Origin of the sequence: Nocardioides sp. NPDC058538, from assembly GCF_042719275.1 — a bacterium.
Lineage (GTDB): Bacteria > Actinomycetota > Actinomycetes > Propionibacteriales > Nocardioidaceae > Nocardioides.
The window spans coordinates 1-22,584 of sequence record NZ_JBHXNY010000050.1 but is presented as its reverse complement, the minus strand read 5'-3'; the positions used below and the strand labels follow the sequence as shown (position 1 = coordinate 22,584).

Below are 22,584 nucleotides of genomic sequence, written 5' to 3'. Positions count from 1 at the left end.
ACCCTAACCCCGGGCCGGCCAACCCCTGCCGATAGATTTGCCGCCATGGCAGCCGTGCTGGAGTTCAACGACGTCACCGTACGCCGCGGGGGCAACGCCCTTCTCGACTCTGTGAGCTGGGTGGTCGAGGAGGATGAACGCTGGGTCATCCTCGGCCACAACGGCGCCGGCAAGACCACGCTGCTGCAGACTGCGGCGGCCCAGCTCCACCCCACATCGGGCGTCGTGAAGATCCTCGGCGAGCAGATCGGCCGGATCGACGTCTTCGAGCTGCGCCCGCGCATCGGCCTGACCTCCGCCGCGCTGGCCGACCGGATCCCGCGCCACGAGCTCGTCCGCGATGTCGTGGTGAGCGCGTCCTACGGCGTCGTTGGCCGCTGGCGCGAGCACTACGACGACCTCGACCACGACCGCGCCCAGGCGCTGCTGATCGAGGTCGGCATCAAGCACCTCGGTGAGCGAATGTTCGGCACTCTGTCCGAGGGCGAGCGCAAGCGCGTCCAGCTGGCCCGGGCGCTGATGGTCGACCCCGAGATGCTGCTCCTGGACGAGCCCGCCGCCGGGCTCGACCTGGGCGGGCGCGAGGACCTCGTCTCGACGCTGTCGACGCTCGCCTACGACCCCGACAGCCCGGCGACCGTGCTCGTCTCCCACCACGTCGAGGAGATCCCGCCCGGCTTCAGCCATGTCCTGATGATGCGCTCCGGCCGGATCACGGCCCAGGGGCTCATCGACGACACGCTGACCTCGGCCAACCTCTCCAAGACCTTCGGCATGCCACTCGAGCTCGAAGCGAGCGATGGCCGCTACTGGGCCAAGCGTCGCGCCCGCCACACCCGGTAGACCTAACGTTAAGAAGTCGGTACCCAAACGTCCCCACAACGCGTGGCCCGTCTGGATAGGGTGACGCCCATGGACTGGCAGGACTGGGACTGGGCGATCTGGACGGCACTCGGAGCGCTGCTCGTCGTCGGAGAGCTCTTCAGCCTCGACCTGATCCTGCTGATGCTCGCCACCGGCGCCTTCGCGGGCGCGTTGACGGGCGCGTTCACCGACAGCTTCGTGATCCAGGCGATCGTCGCGCTGGCGGTCTCGGTCTCCATGCTCGCGGTTGTACGCCCGGGGCTGGCCAGGCGGCTCCACAACGGCCCGGAGATCCAGATCGGCGCGCAGAAGCTGATCGGCGTCCAGGCCATCTCTCCCGTCGAGATCAGCGCCCACAAGCCTGGGCAGCTCAAGCTCGACGGCGAGCTCTGGACCGCTCAGCCGTATGACGAGACGCTCGTGATCGCGGCCGGCACGCCGGTCGAGGTGCTCGAGATCAGAGGAGCGACGGCGTACGTCCATCCTCTTCCGGAGCTCGGGACTCCGTAGTTTCCGGGCAACCTGACGCACAACGAATAGACAAGGACTGATTGGCAATGGGTGGCATCATCCTGGCCCTTCTGGTCATCTTGGCGGTGCTGGTGATCACCACGCTGGCCAAGACGATCAAGATCATCCCGCAAGCGCGGGTCGGCATCGTGGAACGCTTCGGCAAGTTCCAGTCGAAGCGTGACCCCGGCCTGAACGCGGTGATCCCGTTCGTCGACAAGGTGCGCTACATGATCGACATGCGCGAGCAGGTCGTAGCGTTCGCACCTCAGCCGGTGATCACGGAGGACAACCTGACCGTCTCGATCGACACGGTCATCTACTTCCAGGTCAACGACCCGGTGGCGGCGACGTACGAGATCGCCAACTACATCCAGGCCGTCGAGCAGCTCACCATGACCACCCTGCGCAACATCGTGGGTGGCATGACCCTGGAGGAGACGCTGACCAGCCGCGAGCAGATCAACTCCGGTCTCTCGATCGTCCTGGACGAGGCCACCGGCCGCTGGGGCATCAAGGTCAAGCGCGTCGAGATCAAGTCGATCGACCCGCCCATGTCCATCAAGGACGCGATGGAGAAGCAGATGCGCGCCGACCGCGACAAGCGCGCCGCGATCCTCACCGCCGAGGGGCAGCGCCAGTCCGCGATCCTCTCCGCCGAGGGAAACAAGCAGTCCGCCATCCTCAACGCCGAGGGTCAGCGCGAGTCGCAGATCCTCGCGGCGCAGGCCGACCGCGAGGCCGCGATCCTGCGCGCCCAGGGTGAGGGTCAGGCCATCCAGACCGTCTTCCAGGCGATCCACGACGGTCGTCCCGACCAGTCGCTGCTGGCCTACCAGTACCTCCAGATGATGCCGAAGATCGCCGAGGGCGACGCCAACAAGGTGTGGATCGTCCCGAGCGAGATCGGCAAGGCTCTCGAGGGCCTCGGCTCGACGATGAACAGCCTCCAGGGCATCCCGGACGAGGTCGAGGGCCCCGTCAAGCGCGTCGACATGGGTTCGGCCGAGCCGACGATCGACCTCGAGCAGTCCTCCGCGGCCGCAGCCGTCCAGGAGGCGCTCGCCGAGGCCAAGCAGGCAGAGGCACCCAACCGACCGAAGCCTCCTGCCGAGCCGACCGCCTAGGTGGATCCACTTCAGTCCGCCCTCATCCTGATCGCCGGGGTGGGGGCGGGCACCATCAATGCTGCCGTCGGTTCGGGCACGCTGATCACGTTCCCGACGCTGCTGGCCTTCGGCGTACCTCCGGTCGTGGCCAACGTTTCCAACACGATCGGCCTCGTGCCGGGCTCGCTGGCCGGTGCCTGGGGCTACCGTCGCGAGCTCTCCGGGCAGCGCGGACGGATCCTGCGGCTCGGGGTCGCGGCTCTCATCGGTGGCGCGGTCGGCGGGATCCTGCTGCTGGTGCTTCCGCCCGGTGCGTTCGAGGCGATCGTCCCGGTGCTGATCGGGCTCGGTGTGGTCCTGGTGATCACCGGTCCGCGCATCTCCCGCTGGGTCGCCACACGGCACGGCGACCTGCCCGATGACCCTTCGACAAGCTCAGGACACCGCGGCAGGAGCGAGCGCTGGTGGGTCTGGCCGGCGATAGCGATGCTCGGCGTCTACGGCGGCTACTTCGGTGCCGCTCAGGGCGTGCTGATGATCGCGATCATCGGCATCGGGGTCGCCGAGACGCTGCAGCGTCTCAACGGGCTCAAGAACGTCCTGGTCGCCATCACCAACGGCATCTCCGGGCTCATCTTCGCCCTCGTTGCCGACGTCGACTGGAAGATCGTCGCCCTGATCGCCGTCGGCGCGACGATCGGTGGTCTGCTGGGTGCCAGGATCGGCCGCCGGCTGCCGCCCAACGTGCTCCGCGGTGTGATCGTCGTGGTCGGTATCACGGCACTGGTCGCCTTCCTGATGGGCTGAGTCTGGGCTGAGTCTGCTGGGATGGAGCCATGGAGCTCTACGAGGCGATGCGGACCACCCATGCCGTACGCGACTTCACCGACGACCCGCTGCCCGACGAGACCCTCGCCAGGATCCTCGACAACGCCCGGTTCGCGCCCTCCGGCGGCAACCGGCAGGGCGGCCACGTCGTGGTCGTACGCAGCCAGGAGACCCGCGAGCGTCTGGTCGAGCTGACCGCGACGGGCGCCCGCAGGTACATGGCGCAGCAGAAGGCGGGGGAGATGCCGTGGAACACGGTGCACCCGACGGCGGTGACCGACGAGCAGATCGCCGCGACCCGGGTCCCGCATGGGATGACCGAGCCGCTGCGTACGGCTCCGGTGGTGCTCGTCTTCCTCGTCGACCTCGGCGCGGTCGCGTCCATCGACTCCGAGCTGGACCGGGTGGGTGTCGTCTCCGGTGCCTCGGTCTATCCGCTGGTGTGGAACACGCTCCTCGCGGCGCGCAACGAGGGCTTCGGTGGGGTCATCACCACGATGGTGGCCGCCGAGGAGCCGGCGCTCCTCGAGCTGCTCGGCGCCCCTGAGGGCTACGCCGTCGCCGCGGTCGTCCCACTGGGCAAGCCGGTCAAGCAGCTCACCAGGCTGCGCAGGCAGCCGGTCGAGGAGTTCGTCACCCTGGAGACCTACGCCGGGACCCCGCTGACAGACGACTGATGGCGGGGTCCCGGAGGACCCCGCCATCAGCTGCAGTGACTTGTCAGGCCTTGTCGGCAGGAACCGCGGTTCCGTCGGCCGAGGCCGGCTCGGCGCTGTTGCTGTGGTCGTCCTCGACGACCGCGAGCGCGAAGTCGTCACCGTGCTCGGTGACGCCGGTGATGACGGCCTGCTCGACCGCCTCTGCGGCGTACTGACCACGCACGATCAGCGGATCGCAAGCCAGGTCGCGCTGCAGCGAGACCGCCAGCCCGACCATGATCACCGCGAACGGCAGTGCCGCCACGATCGTGATCGTCTGCAGCCCGGAGAGCGCGTCGGCGCCACCGGCGATCAGACCCAGGATGGCCACGACACCGGTCGCGACACCCCAGAAGACCACCGTCGGCCGGCTCGGCTCTTCGGCGCCACGCTCGGAGAGCGTGCCCATCACGATCGAGGCCGCGTCGGCGCCGGAGACGAAGAAGATCGCCACCAGGACCATGACCAGGATGCTCATCACGGTGGCCAGCGGGAACTGGTCGAGCGTGGTGAACAGCTGCGACTCGACGCCGCCCAGACCGGCGATGTCGACGGTCCCGTCGCGCTGCAGGTCGATGGCGGTGCCGCCCATGATGCAGAACCAGATCACGCTGACGGCGCTCGGTACGAGGAGCACGCCGGCGACGAACTGCCGGATGGTGCGCCCGCGCGAGATCCGCGCGATGAACATACCGACGAACGGCGTCCAGGAGATCCACCAGGCCCAGTAGAAGACGGTCCAGGAACCGAGCCACGCGGAGGTCTCCTCGCCGCCGACACCGGTGCGGGCCGACATCTGGGCGAGGTCGCCGATGTAGGTGCCGAGCGAGGTCGGGATCAGGTCGAGGATGAAGACCGTCGGGCCGACCACGAAGAGGAACAGCGCCAGGAGCAGGGCCAGCACCATGTTGATGTTGGAGAGCCACTGGATGCCCTTGGCCACACCCGAGACCGCGGAGATCACGAAGCAGACCGTCAGGACCGCGATGATCCCGATGAGGACGTTGTTGCCGACCTCGCCGAGCCCGGCCACGATCTGCAGGCCGCTCTCGATCTGGATCGCGCCCGTGCCGAGCGAGGTGGCGGAGCCGAACAGGGTCGCGAAGATCGCGAAGATGTCGATCGCCTTGCCTGCCGGACCCTCGACGGTCTTCTTGCCGAGCAGCGGCGTGAAGGCCGAGGAGATCAGGCTGACGCGGCCCTTGCGGTAGGCGCCGTAGCCGATCGCCAGACCCACGACCGCGTAGATCGCCCACGGGTGCAGAGTCCAGTGGAACATCGTGGTCGCCATCGCGTGCTGGATGGCCTCGGGGTTGCCCGCCTCGCCGGTGCCCGGCGGCGGGGTGACGAAGTGCGAGATCGGCTCGCTGACGCCGTAGAACATCAGACCGATGCCCATTCCGGCGCTGAACATCATCGCGATCCAGGAAGCCGTCTTGAACTCCGGCTTCTCGTCGTCACGGCCCAAGGGGATGTTGCCGTACTTACTGACGGCGAGCCAGATGATGTAGATGACGAAGCCGCTGGCGGTCAGGACGAAGACCCAGCCGGCCTTGTCCAGCACCCAGGTGAGGGCGTTGCCGGCGACCTTGCCCATGCCGTCGGTGTTGATGAAGCCCCAGGCCATGAACGCGATGGCGATGGCCGCCGCGATGCCGAAGACTACCCAGTCGATTCCCTTGCGTTGGTCCTGTTCGCTCGAGATCGGCAGGTCCAGCGCGGGGTGCGGGACGACTTCGCCCGTGGGGGACTTGATGAGGCCAGAGGGGTTGTGCCCAGAGGAATTCTGGTTGTCGGAATGTTTCGGACTGTCTGTCTTCTTCTCAGAAGTCACACTGTTGTCCTTCCGGTTGGGTTCGGGACCACAGCACCCTAACGCGCGCTGTCTTTGCCTTCCGTTCACCGGGGTGGCGCGGCTACCGATTGAAATCGAGTTCTGGAGCGACTGTGTCGGGCCGGTTCGAGAGTTGTTCCGTGCCTGTGGCCCGCCATGCCCCTTCGACGACCGTGTTTCACATCGTGGGAAAGTTGCGGCTAAGCCTTGGCTCAGACGCCGTACGCCGCCAGCCACCGCTCGATCTCGGCGTACGCCTGCTTGCGGACCTCGGGGCGCGACAGGATCACGTCGTGCTTCGCCCCGGGAACCGCGATGTAGGTGACGTGGCTGCCGATGGCGGTCGACCAACGGCGGATCTGGCGCACGTCGAGCACGATGTCGGTTGAGTGCACGATCTCGCCCATCGCCTTCGGCTTGCTGGAGCGGTCGGAGGAGAGCACCAGCACCGGTGCCTTGACGTTCAGACCGCGGTGGAGCCGGGCGTGGCCGTCGCGGATCGCCTTGAGCCAGCCGAGCCGGATCGGGTAGGAGCCGACGGGTTTGAGCCCGAGGTCGAACTCCCACTCGCCGTCGTGCTCGACGTGGAGCGACATGGTGTAGAAACCGCTGACGTCGCGGCCGAGCTCGCGCATCGGGGCCCGGTGGCCGACGCGGCGCACCACCGGGCTGGCGACCGAGCGCAGCAGGAACGAGCCCTGCAGGTCGAGCCACGGCGAGTTGAGCACCATCCCGGCCAGCGCGTCGGGCTGGCGGTCGTCGGCCCACAGCGAGACCGTCAGCCCACCGGTGGAGTGGGCGCTGAGCATGATGCGCGAGTGGCCGTCGCGCTCGGTGATCCGCTCCCAGGCGGCGTCGATCTCGTCGAAGTACTCGACGAGGTCACCGACGTACGTCCCCGACTGGTGCTCCCGCAGCGAGCGACCGTACTTGCGCAGGTCCAGGCCGTAGAAGTCGTAGCCGCGAGCGGTCCACCACTCGGCGTACTCCTTCTGGAAGAAGTAGTCGGAGAAGCCGTGGACGTAGAGGACGGCGCCCTTCGCCTCGCCGTCGGCCGGCCGCTTGACCAGCGTGGCCACGACGGTGCCCTCGAAGTCGTCCGCGAGCTCGATGGTCTCGACGGTGTAGGGCTCACCGAGTACGTCGATCGTCATGGTCGCAATCCTCTCACCAGAATGTTGGAACCAGGCCCCAACGTCCGTAGACGGTGGTCACGATCTCCTTCAGTCGCTCGGAGTCGGGGATCGCGTCGGGGTCGAGCGCGCGGATGCCGAAGGTGCAGGTCGCTCCGACCTCGCTCCACCACGACGTGACGCCGCCGCGCATCCGGCGCAGCTCACCGCGGGTGGCGCCGAGTGTCACGGCGCGGAAGAGGATCGAGTCGGCGGCCGCGCCGAACGGCGCCACGAAGTCGGGGTCGGGCCGGCCCAGGTTGGAGGCGAGACCCAGCGGCGTGACGACCCCCTTGAGCAGCGGCTTGGCGAGCTTGTCCGGGATCATCTGGGCCAGCGGCGCGATGTGGGCGATCGGGTCGGGGCGGGTGCCCTTGAAGAGCGCTGAGAACTCCCTCTTCGACCGCTCCCGGATGTGAGCCAGGTCGGTGACCCGGCCGACGCCGTCGCGCACCTCTGTCTCGACCGCGATCGAGATGCCCGAGGTGACGTTGGAGCGCAGGTCACCCTCGCCGCGCATCGAGACGGGCAGCGACATCTTGACCGGCTCGCCGGGGCGTACGATCCCGGCCTCGAGGAGCACCTCGACCGAGATCGCGACCTGCAGCGCGTTGGAGGTGCCGCCGGCCCCCTCCGCGGCCGCGTTCCACTCCTCGACGGGGCAGTCGGCAGAGGCGTTGGCGACCTCATGGACGACGTCGTCGTCGGCCTGCGGGGCGGGCAGAGGCCGCTTCTCGGAGGACTGGGCCTCCAGCTCGGGGAGCTTCCCGGCCTTCCGGGCTTCCCGGAGGCCGCGAACGGCGGCGCGTGCCATCGTGCGCGCGTCGCGCCGGTCGTCCTTGCGGGTCACCTCGCGCTCCGCTTCGGGGGCGGGGAGCCGCGGCAGGTGCTGGCGGCGTACGGCCGCGATCACGGCGCCGAGCTTCATCCCGCCGTCGCAGACGATGTGGGAGGCGTTGTAGGCCACGACCGTGCCGCCGTCGGTGGTGTAGGCCATGAAGTAGGCCCACAGCGGGCCCTTCACCGGGTCGAACGGCACCTCGTCGGCGGTGCTGTCGAGCCAGCCCACCACCTGGTCGGGCTTGATCCGGTCGGGATGCAGGCGGACCGGCTCGGCGGTCGTCGCCGGCACCCAGCGGGAGCGCGCGCCGATGACCTTCGGGCGGACGACGAGGCGGTTGAGCGGGCCCTTGGCCAGCTCGTCGACCAGGTCCTGGACCGCCTCGACCGGGATCTCGGTGGGGAACCGCCAGGCGGTCTGGGCCACGACCGGGACGCCGATCACGGTCGCGGAGCGGAGGAAGACCTCGTCGTCGTACATCAGTCGGTTGGTGGGCTCGGGAGCGAACGGTGCCGGGCGGGCGCCGAGGCTCGCGAGCGGAAGTGCGGGCAGCATCTCGTGCTCGGGCACGTCACCACACCTCGGCGGTCAGACCCCACGAGCCGAGCTCCTCGACGACCAATCTCTTCAGGAAGTCCAGGTCGGGCACGCGGTCGGGCTCGGCGGCGACGAGGTTGAGCGTCGTACGCGGCCCCGACTGGATCAGCCAGGAGATGATCCCGCCGCCGACGTCGTAGGCATCCTGCGCGGTCGCGTTCTGGTAGCCGGCGAGCCCGGCCACGAGGCGTACGTCCGCACCCATCGCGTAACGGTAGTCGTCGGGGAGCTGGGGCAGGTTGGAGGCCATGCATGCCGCGGCCGGCGGCTGCGGGAGCTTGTCGAGCACGGCGTCGGGCAGCATCTGCATCATCGCCAGCGGCACCGGGACCAGCCCCGGGCCGGCCTGTCCGAGGCGGATGTAGGCGGCCTTGGAGAGCTTCTTGATCGCGGCGAGGTCGCGCTTGTCGAGCACGTCGCGCGGCACCTCGACCATGGCCACGCGGGTCGAGTTGGAACGTACATCCCCAGGCTGGAAGTCGCTCATCGGCAGCGAGACCGGGACGTCGCCCCGGTCGACCGGCACGTGGTCGATGCGGACGAGCAGGTCGGCGACGACGTTGATGAACCAGGCGTTGGTCGAGCCGCCGTGCTCGGCGGCGATCTTCGTCATCGTCTCGGTGTCGAACTCGGCGATCATCCGCGGCATCCGCCAGCCCTCGGGGGTCGGGTTCGGGGTGGCCTCCGGATAGACGCGGGGCGCCTTGGCGGCCAGGGCCGCCGTGCCGTCCTTCTTCGCCTGACGGCGGGCCTTGGTCCAGTCGCGGACGGCGCGCCACTGCGCGCGACTGTCGGCGGCCTCGGCACGGAGCCGGTCGCGGCCCTTGGCGGGCGCGGGCGGCAGCCGCAGCGGCTCGCCGCGGGAGGCCCGGGACACGGCGTCGAGGACGGAGCCACCGTCACCGACCGCGTGGGCGAGCAGCATCGAGACCACTGAGGTGCCGTCGTCGAGGTTGATCGCGGTGAGCCGGTAGGTCAGGCCCTCGTGCGGGTCGAGGTGGTCGCTGTGACGCTCCTGGAGCCAGCCGGTGATCTCGGCGACGGGGAGGATCTCCTCGTAGAGCTCGATCGACTCCCGGTCCGCGTTGGTCCACAGGTCGCGAGCCCCCGGGAACTTCGCCCGGTGCAGCCTCCGCGACAGCCCGCCCTCGGCCAGTCCGGCCGCGATGTAGCGCAGCCGGTCGGCGTCGTAGGGGCTGTTGAGCCGCCAGATCCACTGGTTGGCGATCGGACTTCCGAGGCCCCGATGGCGGCGGGCGAAGAGGTCGTCGGCGAACTGCAGGCGGCCGGAGTTGTCGATCGGTGCACGGGTGGCAACGGGCATGGGGGAGTCCTCGAGATTGGCGGGCGGCCGGGCAGAGGCCCGGCGAGATCACACAGCGATAGCGCGCGCGGAGGGAGGAGTCAATCGGAGTTGATACGTCATGTAAACCCCCGGGGGCAATAAAGAAGTGTGGCGATTCCCACGTCCGGGGGCGGTCGAATTCGGGTGCGGACCTGTGTGCACAATAGGCCGCGACGTGGGACGACATCGCTGTCGTCCCAGGCGGGTCGCCTTCTCGGGCTACGGCGTTCTTGAGGTTCGTTCGGGTCCCCGAGATGACGTTTTGCCGCAATGAGCCCCCACCTCAGAGAGGAACTCCACCTCCGATGGAGTACACCGAGCTGTCCGCGTACGACGTACCCCCGGGCGAGGTGACCGCGTGGATCCCCGCCGCGGAGCCGAGCGCCTGGGTCGACGACGACCGCCGACTGTCCCACAACCACGAGCTGCACCTCGACACCGCCGAGGCGGGCTCCTGGATCGGCTCGATCATGCGGTTGCACGGGCAACTCGACACCGAGGCGCTCGGCCTCGCGCTCCGGGCCTGGATCGGGCGTCACGAGGCGCTGCGCGGGACCGTCGAGGAGACGCCGGCCGGCCGGCGGCGCCGTGCGGTCGCCGCTGCCGACGTGTCGGTGACCACCACCGTTCTCGGCCGGTTCGACGGCGAGGACGCCCGGGGCTGCGTCTCGGACTTCCTCGCCGATCACATCGACCCCTCGGCGTGGCCCTACGTCGTCTTCGCGACGGTGGCCGACGCCGACGGCTTCACCCTCGTCTTCGGCGCCGACCACGGCGTCATGGACGCCTACTCCCAGCTGCTCTGGTTCGAGGAGATCGCCTCGCTCTACGAGCGGGCGCTGGCCGGCGAGCCGTTCGCGGAGCTGTCCGCGGCCACCACCGGCAGCCACGTCGACCATGCCGCCGAGGAGCGGGTCACCGGCGAGGCGATGGCGATGGAGAGCGAGTCGGTGCGGGTCTGGCGCGACTGGCTGACCGGTCCCGACGGGGGACTTCGGTTCGCCGACTTCCCGGTGACGGGCATCACCGACGTACCCGCATCGGCGTCGCCGCTGCCGCAGGCCAGCCTGTCGCAGTGGCTCGGCGAGCCCCGCCGGGCCCGGGCCCTGGGCGAGCTGTGCAAGGGTGCCGGCGTCTCCTTCCAGGCCGGGATGATGGGCGCGATGGCGTATGTCCTGCGTGCCCAGCACGGCGTGGAGCGCATGCGTTTCGTGGCGCCGATGCACACCCGCTACACCGCCGAGCACGCCGCCGCGGTCGGCTGGTACGTCGGCCTCGTCCCGATCACCCTCGACATCACCGGCGCGACCACGCTGCCCGAGGTCGCCGGCCGCGTCCAGGCCGCGCTCGCCGCGGCGAAGCCGCTGGTCCCGCAGCCGTTCGCGCGGGTCGCCGACCTGCTCGGCGTCGATGACGCCCCGCACTTCGTCGTCACCTTCGTCGACACCCGCTTCATCTCCGGCGCCGAGCACTGGAACGAGTGGGACGCCCGTACGCTGCGAGCCCCCGTGCGTGCCGACGACGAGGTCTACCTGTGGTTCGTGCGTGACCGGGACGGTCTCAACGTCTCGACGCGCTACCCCGAGACCGTCGCCGCCGAACGGGTCGTGCGTGACCTGATCGGCGGGATGAGCGGGCTGCTGGAGGAGATCGCGCAGCCCGAGACCGCCGAGCTGGAGGGCACGGCATGAGTGAGCGCCAGCGAACGACCATCGGGCTCATGCCGCCGGGTCCGTACTCTTTGCTCTCCTCGACGGAGGCGGCGGCATGAGGATCGGGGCGCTCGCGGAGCTGGCGCCGGCGCCTGGCCGGGTGGTCGTGCTGCGCCCGATCCGTGAGTGCCAGGCGGCGGCCGATGCCGCTCCCGTCTCTCCCGGAGCGCCCTCGTTCCTGCAGGCCGACCACCTCAACGCCTACCGCGCCAAGGTCGTCTCCGGCGGGGTGCACCGCGCCTGGACCGGGACCTGCGGCGAGTTCGACGTGGCCTTCGACGAGGTGGCCTACGTCGAGGCGCTGACCACGTTCGTCGGTCGTCACGAGGGGCTGCGCACGTGGTTCGACCTCTCCGGCGCCACGCCGGTGCGACACGTCGTGCCCGTTGACGCGATCGCCTTCGAGGCCGTCGAGGTCGAGGCGCCGGCCGACTGGTCCGGTGGCTGGCAGGACCTGCTCATCGGCCTGTGGGACGAGCAGTGCCGACCAGACTCCTGGACGCCGTTCCTGCTCGGCGCGATCGTGCGCGAGGAGGGGTTCACCTACTTCTGGGGCTGCGACCACGCCTTCACCGACGGCGCCTCGCAGCTGACGGTCCCCGCCGAGCTTGGCGCGGCCTATGCGGCGGCCCTGGGATCCCCGGCGCCGGACCTGCCGGAGGCCGACAGCTTCGTGGCGTACGCAGCCGCCGAGCAGCAGCTCGCCGCCGAGTGCGATGCGGAGACACCGGCGGTGCGCGAGTGGGCCGACATCGTCTCGCGTCACGGCGGGCGGCTGCCGCGGTTCCCGGTCGATCTCGGGCTGGCCCCTGGTGAGACAGCGCCGGTCCGGGTCCGGTCCTGGACCGCGCTCGAGGGTGAGGCGGTGGACGCGCTCGAGGACCTGTGCCGTGCCGCCGGCGGGCGGTTCACCAGTGGCGTCTTCGCGCTCCTGGCCCACGTCGAGCAGCGACTGACCGGCACCTCGGACTACCTGGGGATCACCGTGCTGGGCACCCGGTCGCGTCAGACCGCGATGTCGCACGGCTGGTTCTGCAACTTCGCCCCCGTCTCGATGCCGCTGGGGGAGACCTTTCCCGAGACGGTGCTCGCGGCGGAGAAGGCCTTCGGCACCGCCCGCGACCTGGCCCGCACCCCGGTCCACGTTGCACTGGGCGCCATGGTCGCCGGCGGGGTGCTCGCGCCGAGCGAGCTGGCCAGCCCGCAGATGGTCTCCTACCTCGACGTACGCAAGTTCCCCGGTGCCGGGACCACCGCGTTCGACACCGGCCTGCACTTCACCGGCGAGGGTCGTACCGCCAACGCCAGCCTGTGGGTCAACCGCTTCGCCGACCGATTCGAGCTGGCCACCCAGAGCCCCGACACCGAGCGGGGCGGGCGGGCGGTGGCGACCTTCTTCGAGGCGCTCCACGACGTGCTCGCCGATCTCGGCCTGCCGGTGCGCCCCGTAGATGCCGACCAGATCATCGGGACCGGACATGCTGGTCACGACCGCTGACCTGTGGGAGCCCCGGCCGGGCACGTTGCTCCGCTGGGACCTCTCCGCCCCCGCCCACGGTGCGCCCGCCGAGCTCTCGCTCAACCAGCGCAACCACCTCGCTGGGGCGATGGCCGGGGCGCCGACCGTCTGGCTGGCCGCCGCCTTCGACGTCGACGGGCCCATCGAGCCGGTCGCGCTCTCCCGCACCTGGCGTGCCTTCCTCGCCCGCCACGGCAGCCTGCAGCTCGAGGTCGTCGCCGGGCCCGAGGGGCTTCAGGCCTGCCGGCACCACCCCGGCACTCTCATTTGGTCGGTGACCTCCATCGGCCACACCAGCACCGTCGAGGAGACCCGCGCCGCGCTGCACGCCGCCCTCGACGAGCGGTGCGGGCCGTTCGCCTATCCGGCCTTCCTGCCGGCCGCGATCTCCCGCCCCGACCGCTCCACGATCGTCCTCGGTATGGACCACCTGCACTGCGACGCCCACTCGGTCGCCGTGGCGGTCGAGGAGCTCGCCGACCTCTACGCCACCTTCACCGAGGGCGGCGACGAGCCGTCGCTGCCGCCGGTGAGGTCGTTCCTCGAAGCCGTCGAGCAGGGAGCCGACCGCCCCGCCCGGGTCGGCGCCGACGACCCGCTGCTGCGCGGCTGGGGTGAGTTCCTCGGTGGCCGCGGCCACCGGCTGCCGACCTTCCCGCTGCCGCTCGGCCTCGAGCCGGGGGAGCGGGCCGCCCAGGCCACCGCCGTGGCTCCGCTGGCCGACGCCGACCTGATGGACCGTATCGCCGGCCGTGCCCGCAACAGCGGCGCCTCGACGTACGCCGCCGTGCTCGCGGCCCTCGCCACCGCGATCTCCGACCTCGGTGGCGGTGACCGGCTGGACACGATGGCGCCGGTCTCCACCCGCTCTGCAGAACCGCTGACCCGCTCGATCGGCTGGTACACCACCACCGTCCCGCTCACCGTCCCTGCCTCGCTCACCGATCTGGGCCTGGCCGAGGCCGGCGACGCGGTCCGTCACGGCGTACGCCTCGGGTCGGTGCCGCTCGACCAGGTCCTCGGCTCGCTCACCGAGCCGCTCGTGCAGACCCGCAACGACGTCTTCGTCGTCTCCTGGGTCGACTACCGCCATGTCCCTGGCGGCTCGACCCATCTCGACCGCGACGCCCAGCACATCTCCGCCTCGACGCTGGCCGACGACGTACAGATCTGGTTCTCCCGCACCCACACCGGCCTCGCCGTCCGCGTCCGCTACCCGGACACCGTGATCGCCGCGTCGTCCATCGAGTCCCTCCTCGACCGCCTCCGCCACACCCTCGCCGAGCTCTCCCGCCAGCCCGACGACCTCGCCGTCCTGCGCCTCGAGTCCTGAACCCGCCCGGGTCGGCGCGAACAGACCGGATCAGCGCGAGTAGAGCTGCCGGATGACGTCCTCGATGTCGGGCTCGTGGATGGACAGGTCGGCGACGTCGTATGCGGCGGCGACCTGTGCGACCAGCGGCGCGGCGGAGGCGCCGGCGGGGAAGGCGAGCCACTGGCGGGGGCCCTCGACCTTCACGACCCGAGCGCCCTCGATGGCGATCGGGGAGGCTTCGTCGACGAGGTCGACGACGAGGGTGCGAGAGGCGTCGCCGTTGGCCCGCAGGGTGGGCAGGGGGCCGTCGAAGACGGCGGTGCCGTGGTCGATGACGATGACCCGGTCGCACAGCGCCTCGATGTCCTGCAGGTCGTGCGTGGTGAGCATCAGGGTCGTCCCACGCTCGTGGTTGAGGGCGCGCAGAAACTCCCGCAGGCGCCCCTTGGAGATGACGTCGAGACCGATGGTCGGCTCGTCGAGATAGAGGATCTCGGGGTCGTGGAGCAGCGCCGCGGCGATGTCGCCGCGCATCCGCTGCCCCAGGCTCAGCTGCCGCACCGGGGTGTCCATCAGGTCGCCGAGGTCGAGCAGCGCGACATGGTCCTCGAGGTTGCGGCGGAAGGTCTGGTCGGGGATCCGGTAGATCCGCCGCAGCAGCTCGAAGGAGTCACGCAGCGGCAGGTCCCACCACAGCGACGTACGTTGACCGAAGACCACCCCGATCCGCCGGGCCAGCTCCCGGCGCTGGCGGGAGGGCTCCAGACCCGCCACCCGCGCCGACCCGCCGGAGGGCACCAGGATCCCGGTGAGCATCTTGATCGTGGTCGACTTCCCGGCGCCGTTGGGGCCGATGTAGCCGACCATCTCACCGGCATCGATCTCGAAGGAGAGGTCGTGGACGGCGTGCTTCACCACCGACGTACGTCTCAACAGACCCGCTCCCTTGCGGATCGTGAAGTCTCGCGACAGGTCCCGCACCTCGATCAGTGCCACATCAGCTCCCGGTGGATCGATAACGACGAAGCCCCTGACGCCACACGAGCGCGGTCAGACCGACCAGCGCCAGCGCGGCCAGGGGCGAGGCGAAGCGGAACCAGTCCGGAGCCCCGAACGGGTCGGTCAGACCGAGCAGGAACAGGCACGGATACCAGTTCACGAACGCCAGCGGCAGCAGGTAGGTCAGCGACCGGACGACCTCGCGCGGGAAGATCGTCATCGGATACTGCATGATCGTGTTGCCACCGTAGGTGAAGGCGTTGGCGAACTCGGAGGCGTCCGTGGTCCAGAACTGGATCGTCGAGAAGGTCACGAACACGCAGAAGTAGATGACCACACCCGAGACGAGCGCCACCGCGAGCACCAGCAGGCGCTGTGGGTTCCAGTCCACGATCGGTGCCGCCCACGCGAAGACCGCGATGCCCTGGGCGATCTGGCCGAGCCGGCGCAGCTCGAACCGGTCGGCGCACAGCTGCACCAGCACCGGGACCGGCTTGGTCATCATCGCGTCGAGATCCCCGCTGCGTACGTATCGGCCGATCTTCTCCACGCTCCCGACCAGCATGTCGGCGACCCGGAACGCGATCGAGGTGACCCCGTAGATCAGGGCGATCTCGCGCAGCGTGAAGCCGCCGTAGGTGTCGACGTGGCTGAACATCAGCCAGATCGCCACGAAGTCGAGGAAGGTGATCAGGATGCCGCCGACCGTCATCGTCCAGAACGAGACCGGGTAGGCCATCGCCGCCCGGATCCACAGCAGCGCGATGAGCCAGTAGGCGCGCACCGCATGAGCAACCTCAACCACCTTGGACCACCACCTTCCGGGTCGCGGCACGCAGCACGAGCGCGCAGACGCCCAGGAGGACGACCGCCCACAGGACCTGCAGCCCGATCGCGGCGAGCATGTCGAGCCCGGTGTGACGGCCCAGCCAGATGTCGGCCGGTGTCTGGATGTAGGAGGCGAACGGGAGCGCCAGCGCGACCTGGCGCAGGCCGTCGGGGAAGAGGTTGAGCGGCAGCGTCAGCCCGCTGAAGAAGGTGGCCAGCACGCTCAGCAGCACCCGCGGACCGGTCGCGTCCAGGAGCCAGAACGCGCTGGCGGCGAAGAGGAACCGGACGGCGAAGCTGACCACCACCGCGAGCGTGACGCTGACCAGGAAGCCGACCGCACCGGCGGGGGAGGGCATGACCAGCCCGAAGAGCAGCGCGCCGACGATCGTCGGCGCCACGCCGCGGGTCGCGAAGTGGTAGAGCCCTCGGCCGAGGTCGGCGGCGAGGTACCAGCCGAGCACGCTGACGGGACGGTAGAGGTCGACGGCGATGTCGCCGTTGCGGATCCGCTCGGCGAGGTCGTCGGTCGAGCCGCCGCTCCACAGCGCGATCGTCATCAGCAGCGCCTGCCCGATCCAGACGAAGGTGACCGCCTGGTCGGCCTGGTAGCCGCCGGCCGACGGGTTCTGCTCCCACAGCGCCAGGTAGGCGAAGCTGAGGATGATCCCGAAGACCGAGTTGGTGAAGATCCCGGCGAGCGTGGCAGCGGTGTAGGTCGAATAGCGGCGGAAGGAACTGGTCGCGATCGCGGAGTACAGACTCATCTGTGAATGCAGCGCCCCGGACACCTGACGTACGTTGGCACAACGGGGCCTGCGTACGCCAAGGGGTTTCCTGGAATAACGTTGACGCAGCAACTGTTTGCCGAGTAGTTCGGATTTCAACTATCGTGGAAGAGTCCACGAAAGGGGCAGGGAACCATGGGTATGCAGTTCGGCATCTTCACCGTCGGTGACGTCACGATGGACCCGACGACCGGCAGGACCCCGACGGAGCACGAGCGCATCAAGGCGACCGTCGAGATCGCCAAGCACGCCGAGGAGGTGGGCCTGGACGTCTTCGCGACCGGTGAGCACCACAACCCGCCGTTCATCGCATCCAACCCCACCGCCACGCTGGCCTACATCGGTGCCAAGACCGAGAACATCATCCTGAGCACCGCGACCACCCTGATCACCACCACCGACCCGGTGCTGATCGCGGAGGACTACGCCAAGATCCAGCACCTCACCGACGGCCGCGTCGACCTGATGATGGGCCGCGGCAACACCGGCCCGGTCTACCCCTGGTTCGGCAAGGACATCCGCCAGGGCATCAACCTGGCGATCGAGAACTACGCCCTGCTGCGCCGGCTGTGGAGCGAGGACGTCGTCGACTGGTCCGGCCGGTTCCGTACGCCACTGCAGGGCTACACCTCCACGCCGCGGCCGCTGGACGGCGTCGCGCCGTTCGTCTGGCACGGTTCGATCCGCTCGCCCGAGATCGCCGAGCAGGCTGCGTACTACGGCGACGGCTTCTTCCACAACCACATCTTCTGGCCCGCCTCGCACACCAAGCAGATGGTGCAGCTCTACCGGCAGCGCTTCGAGCACTACGGCCACGGCACCGCCGACCAGGCCATCGTCGGGCTGGGCGGACAGTTCTTCATGCGCCACAACTCCCAGGACGCGATCAACGAGTTCCGGCCCTACTTCGACAACGCCCCGGTCTACGGTCACGGCCCCTCGCTGGAGGACTTCACCGAGGCCACCCCGCTGACCGTCGGCTCGCCGCAGCAGGTCATCGAGCGGACGCTCTCGTTCCACGAGTACGTCGGTGACTACCAGCGCCAGCTCTTCCTGCTCGACCACGCCGGGCTGCCGCTGAAGACGGTGCTGGAGCAGCTCGACCTCTACGGCGAGATCCTGCCGACCCTGCGCGCGGAGTTCGCGAAGCTGCGCAAGCCCGGCGTCCCGGACGCCCCGACCCACGCCTCCCTGGTGGAGAAGGCCGGCGGCGCGAAGGACTCGACCGTCTACGCCGAGGGCGACGCCGCCACCGGCTCGTCCGACCGCGACCTGAGCGACCCGGAGGTCGCCAAGGTGCTCGAGGGGGAGCTGTGACCCGGATCGTCGTCGTCTCCGCGGGGCTGTCGGTCCCGTCCTCGACCAAGCTGCTCGCCGACATGCTCGGCGACGCCACGACCCGGGCCGTGCAGGCCCGGGGCGCGGAGGTCGAGGTCGAGCACGTCGAGCTGCGCGGCCTGGCCCATGAGCTGACCGACAACCTGCTCACCGGATTCGCCAAGCCGGCGCTCCAAGCGGCGATCGACCAGGTGCGCCGGGCCGACGCCGTCATCGCGGTGACGCCGGTCTTCTCCGCGTCGTACTCGGGCCTGTTCAAGACGTTCTTCGACGTACTCGAGCAGGGTGTCCTGGACGCGAAGCCGGTCCTGATCGCCGCCACCGCCGGCACCGCCCGGCACTCGCTGGTGCTCGAGCACGCGCTGCGGCCGCTCTTCGCGTACCTGCACGCGGTGGTCGTCCCGACCGGGGTCTTCGCCGCCACCGAGGACTTCGCCGGTGGCCCGGAGCTTCCCAAGCGGGTCGACCGTGCCGCCGCCGAGCTGGCTGCCCTGCTGGCAGTGGGCGGCGGCACGCCCTCGCCGGCGCCGCATCGGACGCTGGTGGAGGACGAGTTCGCCAATCCCACGTCCTTCGAGACGCTGCTCAAGCGCGCCTCCGAAGGGCCGACGGAGTTCTGACCGGGCGGGGTTCCCTTCGGCTGCCGATGTGAACACGGGCGCGAGATACCGGGGGTTTGCGAGGAAGTGCGACAGAATGCGTACGACCGCTACCCCCAGCACCGAGCGGAGCCGTTGTGCCCAGCTATGAGCCGAGCGTCGTCGTTGCCGACGAGTCGCCTCTTCTTCGTGCTGGACTCACGGCCCTGCTCGCGCGTGGTGGCTACCAGGTGGTCGCCGACGCCGGTGACGCCGAGGCGCTCGTCCAGGCAGCGACCGACACGCTGCCCACGTTGGTCGTGACCGACGCCAGGCTGGGTCCGGACGACGAGGGCATCAGCGCTGCCCTCCGGCTGCACGAGAAGGTGCCGGAGATGGGCATCGTCGTGCTCGGCGACTCGGTCGAGACGAGCTATGCGGCCGCCGTCTTCGCCAGCACCGGCACCGGCGGTCTCGGCTATCTGCGCAAGTCCCGCGTACGCACCGTCCCGCACTTCTTCGACGTCGTCGGCCGGGTGGCGTCGGGTGAGATCGTCGTCGACCCGGAGGTCATCTCCCGGATGGTCGAGGCGTCGCCCGACGCCGATCCCGATGCGATCGCGCGACTGACGATGCGCCAGAGCGAGGTGCTGGGCCTGATCCACGCGGGGTTCCCCGACCGCGCGATCATCAGCAGGTTCTTCAGCGGCAGGCGGCAGTTCGAGCGGTGTCTGAGCGAGATGTTCCTCGCGTTCGGCCTCTCCGCCGACGTCGAGCATCGTCGTACGCCGACGCTGCTGACCCACCTGGCATCTGGATGACATGGGAGTTCTGAGGTCATCCGGTGACCTCAGAACTCCCATGTCGGAACTCAGTGCTGGTAGGTGCCCACCACGACAGCGCGGGCCAGCGCCTTGAAGGCCAGGTTGAAGGAGACGACGGCCGGGGTCACCCCGTCGTCCACCCCCAGCGTCTCCTCGCCGACCGCGTGGACGACGAAGTAGTAGCGGTGGACCTGGTCACCGGCCGGGGGAGCGGCGCCGCCGAACTCCTTGGTGCCGAAGTCGGTCGCGACGTGGAACGCCTTGCCCGGGAGCTCGGCGGTGCCGGCCCCGGCACCTGCCGGCAGCTCGGTCACGTCGGCAGGGACGTCGACCAGGGCCCAGTGCCAGAAGCCGCTGGGGGTGGGCGCGTCGGGGTCGAAGCAGGTGATGACGTACGACTTCGTCCCCTCCGGCGCGCCGCTCCAGCTGAGCTGCGGGGAGGTGTTGCCACCGTCGTAGACCTGGTCCTGCTTCAGCGGCTGGCCGTCGGTGACATCCGCGCTGGTCAGCGTGAAGGAGGGGAGGGCGGGCATGAGCGAGTAGGGATCCGGCTTCACCGGACGATCGAGAGCCATGCCCACCAACGTAGCTCACGGACGTAGTCCGCGAATCGACCCGTTGTCAGGCCTCACCCCGGTGTTGGGCGAGGATGTACCCATGAGCGAGCGCCAGCGAGTGACCACAGGCCTCAGGCCGCCGTGCCCGTATTCTCTGCCCACTTCGACGGAGGCTGCGGCATGAGCTCAGAGCATGCCGTTCCCTATCCCGCCGGCCTCATCCTCGAGGGTCGTCGGGTGGTCGTCGTCGGCGGTGGCCGCGTGGCGCAGCGGCGTGTGCCGGCGCTGATCGCTGCGGGAGCGCGGGTCGAGGTCGTCTCGCCGTCGCTGACCCCCGCGCTGGAGGGACTGCTCGGCTCGGGCGAGATCACCTGGCACCAGGCCCGTTTCTCGGCCGACGTGCTCGACGGCGCCTGGTACGTCATCGCCGCGACCCAGAACGCCGACGTCAACGAGGAGATCTCGGCCGCCGCCGAGGAGCGACGGATCTTCTGCGTACGCTCCGACGACGGCACGCAGGCCACCGCCTGGACGCCGGCGACCGGGCACGACGGCGATCTGACCGTCGCCGTGCTGGCCAACCGTGACCCGCGGCGCTCCGCGGGCGTACGCGACCGGATCCTCGACGGGCTGCGCTCCGGTGACCTGATCGCTCCGCACGAGCGTCAGCGCGTGCCCGGAGTGACCCTGATCGGTGGCGGCCCGGGTGACCCCGGGCTGATCTCGGTCGCCGGCCGCAAGGCCCTGATGGAGGCCGACATCGTCGTCGCCGACCGGCTGGCGCCGCGGGAGCTGCTCTCCGAGCTGCCCGCCGACGTCGAGCTCGTCGACGTCGCCAAGCTCCCCCGCGGCCGCTCGGCCCAGCAGGAGGAGATCAACCGGATCATCGTCGAGGCGGCCCAGCAGGGGAAGGCGGTCGCGCGCTTCAAGGGCGGCGACAACTTCATCTTCGGCCGCGGCTTCGAGGAGGTGCTCGCCTGCCGTGAGGCCGGTGTCCCGGTGCACGTCATCCCCGGCCTGACCTCGCCGGTGACGGTGCCCGGAGTCGCCGGGATCCCGGTCACCCACCGCGGCGTCGCGCACGAGTTCACCGTCATCTCCGGCCATGTCCCGCCGGGCGACCCGACCTCGTTGACCAACTGGTCCGCCGTCGCCGGCCTCGGTGGCACCCTGGTCCTCCTCATGGCCGTCCAGAACGCTCCCGCGATCGCGACCGCTCTTCTCGATGGCGGCCGCGAGCCCGGCACCCCCGTCGCGGTCATCTGCGACGGCACGATGCCCACGGAGCGTACGGTCCTGGCGACGCTCGAGACCCTCGAAAAGACCTTGGCCGACCAGAACGTCCAGCCTCCGGCGATCATCGTCGTCGGCGAGGTCGTCCGAGTCGCCCACCCGGACTTCTTCTAGGACTAGGTGCAGGTCCCCTGACCATGGCTGAACTCATCGAGATCTCCGACCCCGCCGATCCCCGGCTCGCGGACTACCGCGACCTGCGTGACGTCGAGCTGCGCAAGTCCCTCGAGACCTCGGAGGGGCTGTTCCTGGCCGAGGGGGAGAAGGTCGTACGCCGCGCCGTGGCCGGTGGTTTCGAGCCGCGCTCGTTCCTGATGGCGCCGAAGTGGCTCGACGGGCTCGCCGACACGCTCGCCACGACCGATGCGCCGTGCTACGTGATGAGCGAGAAGGCCGCCGAGGAGGTGACCGGATTCCATGTGCACCGCGGTGCGCTGGCGTCGCTGAAGCGTAGGCCGCTGCCGTCGGTCGAGTCGGTGCTCGAGGGCGCCCGCTCGGTGCTGGTGCTCGAGGACATCGTCGACCACACCAACGTCGGCGCGATCTTCCGGTCCGGAGCCGCGCTGGGGTTCGATGCCGTGCTGCTCGCGCCGCGCTGCGCCGACCCGCTCTATCGCCGCTCGATCAAGGTCGCGATGGGCGCGGTCTTCGCGCTGCCGTGGACCCGCCTGCCGGACTGGTACGAAGCGCTCCCGTCCCTCTCCGCTGCCGGTTTCACCACTGTCGCTCTGACCCTGGCCGACGACGCCGTCGACATCGAGAAGGCCGTCGAGGGCGTCGACAAGGTCGCCCTCGTCCTCGGTTCCGAGGGCCACGGCATCTCCCCGCGCTGGCAGGAGGCCGCCGACCGCCGCGCCATCATCCCGATGTCCGCCGGCATCGACTCCCTCAACGTAGCCGCAGCCACCGCCGTCGCCTGCTACGTCACTGCCCGCCGCTAGCGCCGAGGCGTCAGCGGCGTCGGCCGAGCCGTCACGTACGTCGGGCGCGGGGGGCCAGGGGTGGCGGGACCGGCCGCGGGGGGGGGGTGTGCGC

General features: G+C 69.8%; 21 protein-coding genes. 13 read left to right on the top strand and 8 right to left on the bottom strand.

Features of this window, described 5'->3' with window-relative positions:
- Positions 1-45: 45 nt before the first annotated feature.
- The 5 genes from ACFWQC_RS26460 to ACFWQC_RS26440 all read left to right on the top strand — a co-directional run bounded on the left by ACFWQC_RS26460 (position 46) and on the right by ACFWQC_RS26440 (position 3,988).
- On the top strand, positions 46-843 hold the full coding sequence (locus ACFWQC_RS26460; protein WP_355227777.1) for an ABC transporter ATP-binding protein: 798 nt from the start codon (positions 46-48) through the stop codon (positions 841-843).
- 69 nt (positions 844-912) lie between these two features.
- Complete coding sequence (locus ACFWQC_RS26455; RefSeq protein ID WP_350658947.1) at positions 913-1,374, top strand: NfeD family protein; 462 nt, start codon at positions 913-915, stop codon at positions 1,372-1,374.
- 47 nt (positions 1,375-1,421) lie between these two features.
- Complete coding sequence (locus tag ACFWQC_RS26450; protein ID WP_378685194.1) at positions 1,422-2,501, top strand: SPFH domain-containing protein; 1,080 nt, start codon at positions 1,422-1,424, stop codon at positions 2,499-2,501.
- Positions 2,502-3,290 (top strand): sulfite exporter TauE/SafE family protein, encoded by a 789-nt coding sequence (locus tag ACFWQC_RS26445; protein WP_378685191.1) that lies wholly within the window; start codon positions 2,502-2,504, stop codon positions 3,288-3,290.
- Between the two features lie 29 nt (positions 3,291-3,319).
- Positions 3,320-3,988: a nitroreductase family protein gene (locus ACFWQC_RS26440; protein WP_378685188.1), complete on the top strand. Its 669-nt coding sequence runs from the start codon at positions 3,320-3,322 to the stop codon at positions 3,986-3,988.
- A gap of 43 nt (positions 3,989-4,031) precedes the next feature.
- Here the strand turns inward: ACFWQC_RS26440 and ACFWQC_RS26435 are convergent, their stop codons facing one another.
- The 4 genes from ACFWQC_RS26435 to ACFWQC_RS26420 form a co-directional block, all read right to left on the bottom strand.
- Entirely contained in the window at positions 4,032-5,843 is a 1,812-nt protein-coding gene (locus tag ACFWQC_RS26435) for a BCCT family transporter (protein WP_378685185.1), read from the bottom strand.
- 212 nt (positions 5,844-6,055) lie between these two features.
- Complete coding sequence (locus tag ACFWQC_RS26430) at positions 6,056-6,997, bottom strand: alpha/beta hydrolase (protein WP_378685182.1); 942 nt, start codon at positions 6,995-6,997, stop codon at positions 6,056-6,058.
- 13 nt (positions 6,998-7,010) lie between these two features.
- Positions 7,011-8,426 carry a hypothetical protein gene (locus ACFWQC_RS26425; RefSeq protein WP_378685179.1) on the bottom strand — a complete coding sequence of 472 codons (1,416 nt, stop codon included), beginning with the start codon at positions 8,424-8,426 and terminating at the stop codon, positions 7,011-7,013.
- A gap of 1 nt (position 8,427) precedes the next feature.
- Positions 8,428-9,777 carry a hypothetical protein gene (locus ACFWQC_RS26420; RefSeq protein WP_378685176.1) on the bottom strand — a complete coding sequence of 450 codons (1,350 nt, stop codon included), beginning with the start codon at positions 9,775-9,777 and terminating at the stop codon, positions 8,428-8,430.
- 326 nt (positions 9,778-10,103) lie between these two features.
- Between ACFWQC_RS26420 and ACFWQC_RS26415 the strand changes: the two genes are divergently transcribed.
- From ACFWQC_RS26415 to ACFWQC_RS26405, 3 genes are all read left to right on the top strand, one after another.
- Positions 10,104-11,489: a condensation domain-containing protein gene (locus tag ACFWQC_RS26415; RefSeq protein ID WP_378685173.1), complete on the top strand. Its 1,386-nt coding sequence runs from the start codon at positions 10,104-10,106 to the stop codon at positions 11,487-11,489.
- Between the two features lie 76 nt (positions 11,490-11,565).
- Positions 11,566-13,008, top strand: a complete 1,443-nt coding sequence (locus ACFWQC_RS26410) for a condensation domain-containing protein (protein ID WP_378685170.1) — start codon at positions 11,566-11,568, stop codon at positions 13,006-13,008.
- Positions 12,989-14,362, top strand: coding sequence for a condensation domain-containing protein (locus ACFWQC_RS26405; RefSeq protein WP_378685167.1), 1,374 nt, complete (start codon positions 12,989-12,991; stop codon positions 14,360-14,362). The genes ACFWQC_RS26410 and ACFWQC_RS26405 overlap by 20 nt, the downstream gene beginning before the upstream one ends.
- Positions 14,363-14,392: 30 nt before the next feature.
- On the opposite strand, the gene ACFWQC_RS26400 is transcribed toward ACFWQC_RS26405, so the two are convergent.
- The 3 genes from ACFWQC_RS26400 to ACFWQC_RS26390 are packed head-to-tail and all read right to left on the bottom strand — an operon-like array spanning position 14,393 to position 16,938.
- Positions 14,393-15,340, bottom strand: coding sequence for an ATP-binding cassette domain-containing protein (locus ACFWQC_RS26400; RefSeq protein WP_378685164.1), 948 nt, complete (start codon positions 15,338-15,340; stop codon positions 14,393-14,395).
- A gap of 1 nt (position 15,341) precedes the next feature.
- Positions 15,342-16,148 carry an ABC transporter permease gene (locus ACFWQC_RS26395; protein ID WP_378685161.1) on the bottom strand — a complete coding sequence of 269 codons (807 nt, stop codon included), beginning with the start codon at positions 16,146-16,148 and terminating at the stop codon, positions 15,342-15,344.
- Positions 16,141-16,938 carry an ABC transporter permease gene (locus ACFWQC_RS26390; RefSeq protein WP_378685158.1) on the bottom strand — a complete coding sequence of 266 codons (798 nt, stop codon included), beginning with the start codon at positions 16,936-16,938 and terminating at the stop codon, positions 16,141-16,143. Before ACFWQC_RS26390 ends, ACFWQC_RS26395 begins: the two co-directional genes overlap by 8 nt.
- 162 nt (positions 16,939-17,100) lie before the next feature.
- On the opposite strand from ACFWQC_RS26390, the gene ACFWQC_RS26385 reads away from it, so the two are divergent.
- From ACFWQC_RS26385 to ACFWQC_RS26375, 3 genes are all read left to right on the top strand, one after another.
- Positions 17,101-18,276 carry an LLM class flavin-dependent oxidoreductase gene (locus tag ACFWQC_RS26385; RefSeq protein ID WP_378685217.1) on the top strand — a complete coding sequence of 392 codons (1,176 nt, stop codon included), beginning with the start codon at positions 17,101-17,103 and terminating at the stop codon, positions 18,274-18,276.
- Entirely contained in the window at positions 18,273-18,917 is a 645-nt protein-coding gene (locus ACFWQC_RS26380; RefSeq protein ID WP_378685155.1) for an FMN reductase, read from the top strand. The genes ACFWQC_RS26385 and ACFWQC_RS26380 overlap by 4 nt, the downstream gene beginning before the upstream one ends.
- 116 nt (positions 18,918-19,033) lie before the next feature.
- Positions 19,034-19,696: a response regulator gene (locus ACFWQC_RS26375; protein WP_378685152.1), complete on the top strand. Its 663-nt coding sequence runs from the start codon at positions 19,034-19,036 to the stop codon at positions 19,694-19,696.
- Between the two features lie 50 nt (positions 19,697-19,746).
- Here ACFWQC_RS26375 and ACFWQC_RS26370 read toward each other — a convergent pair whose 3' ends face one another.
- A complete protein-coding gene (locus ACFWQC_RS26370; protein ID WP_378685150.1) occupies positions 19,747-20,274 on the bottom strand; it encodes a YbhB/YbcL family Raf kinase inhibitor-like protein in 528 nt (175 codons plus the stop codon).
- A gap of 162 nt (positions 20,275-20,436) precedes the next feature.
- On the opposite strand from ACFWQC_RS26370, the gene cobA reads away from it, so the two are divergent.
- Both cobA and ACFWQC_RS26360 read left to right on the top strand, forming a co-directional pair.
- Entirely contained in the window at positions 20,437-21,663 is a 1,227-nt protein-coding gene (cobA, locus tag ACFWQC_RS26365; protein WP_378685148.1) for a uroporphyrinogen-III C-methyltransferase, read from the top strand.
- A gap of 23 nt (positions 21,664-21,686) precedes the next feature.
- A complete protein-coding gene (locus ACFWQC_RS26360; protein ID WP_378685146.1) occupies positions 21,687-22,490 on the top strand; it encodes a TrmH family RNA methyltransferase in 804 nt (267 codons plus the stop codon).
- Positions 22,491-22,584 lie beyond the last annotated feature (94 nt).

Bases quoted from the DNA above. Each gene is read 5' to 3' on its own strand.
- ACFWQC_RS26460 (WP_355227777.1), top strand. From the start codon at position 46: ATGGCAGCCGTGCTGGAGTTCAACGACGTCACCGTACGCCGCGGGGGC.
- ACFWQC_RS26455 (WP_350658947.1), top strand. From the start codon at position 913: ATGGACTGGCAGGACTGGGACTGGGCGATCTGGACGGCACTCGGAGCG.
- ACFWQC_RS26450 (WP_378685194.1), top strand. From the start codon at position 1,422: ATGGGTGGCATCATCCTGGCCCTTCTGGTCATCTTGGCGGTGCTGGTG.
- ACFWQC_RS26440 (WP_378685188.1), top strand. From the start codon at position 3,320: ATGGAGCTCTACGAGGCGATGCGGACCACCCATGCCGTACGCGACTTC.
- ACFWQC_RS26430 (WP_378685182.1), bottom strand. From the start codon at position 6,997: ATGACGATCGACGTACTCGGTGAGCCCTACACCGTCGAGACCATCGAG.
- ACFWQC_RS26420 (WP_378685176.1), bottom strand. From the start codon at position 9,777: ATGCCCGTTGCCACCCGTGCACCGATCGACAACTCCGGCCGCCTGCAG.
- ACFWQC_RS26415 (WP_378685173.1), top strand. From the start codon at position 10,104: ATGGAGTACACCGAGCTGTCCGCGTACGACGTACCCCCGGGCGAGGTG.
- ACFWQC_RS26410 (WP_378685170.1), top strand. From the start codon at position 11,566: ATGAGGATCGGGGCGCTCGCGGAGCTGGCGCCGGCGCCTGGCCGGGTG.
- ACFWQC_RS26405 (WP_378685167.1), top strand. From the start codon at position 12,989: ATGCTGGTCACGACCGCTGACCTGTGGGAGCCCCGGCCGGGCACGTTG.
- ACFWQC_RS26390 (WP_378685158.1), bottom strand. From the start codon at position 16,938: ATGAGTCTGTACTCCGCGATCGCGACCAGTTCCTTCCGCCGCTATTCG.
- ACFWQC_RS26385 (WP_378685217.1), top strand. From the start codon at position 17,101: ATGCAGTTCGGCATCTTCACCGTCGGTGACGTCACGATGGACCCGACG.
- ACFWQC_RS26370 (WP_378685150.1), bottom strand. From the start codon at position 20,274: ATGGCTCTCGATCGTCCGGTGAAGCCGGATCCCTACTCGCTCATGCCC.
- cobA (WP_378685148.1), top strand. From the start codon at position 20,437: ATGAGCTCAGAGCATGCCGTTCCCTATCCCGCCGGCCTCATCCTCGAG.
- ACFWQC_RS26360 (WP_378685146.1), top strand. From the start codon at position 21,687: ATGGCTGAACTCATCGAGATCTCCGACCCCGCCGATCCCCGGCTCGCG.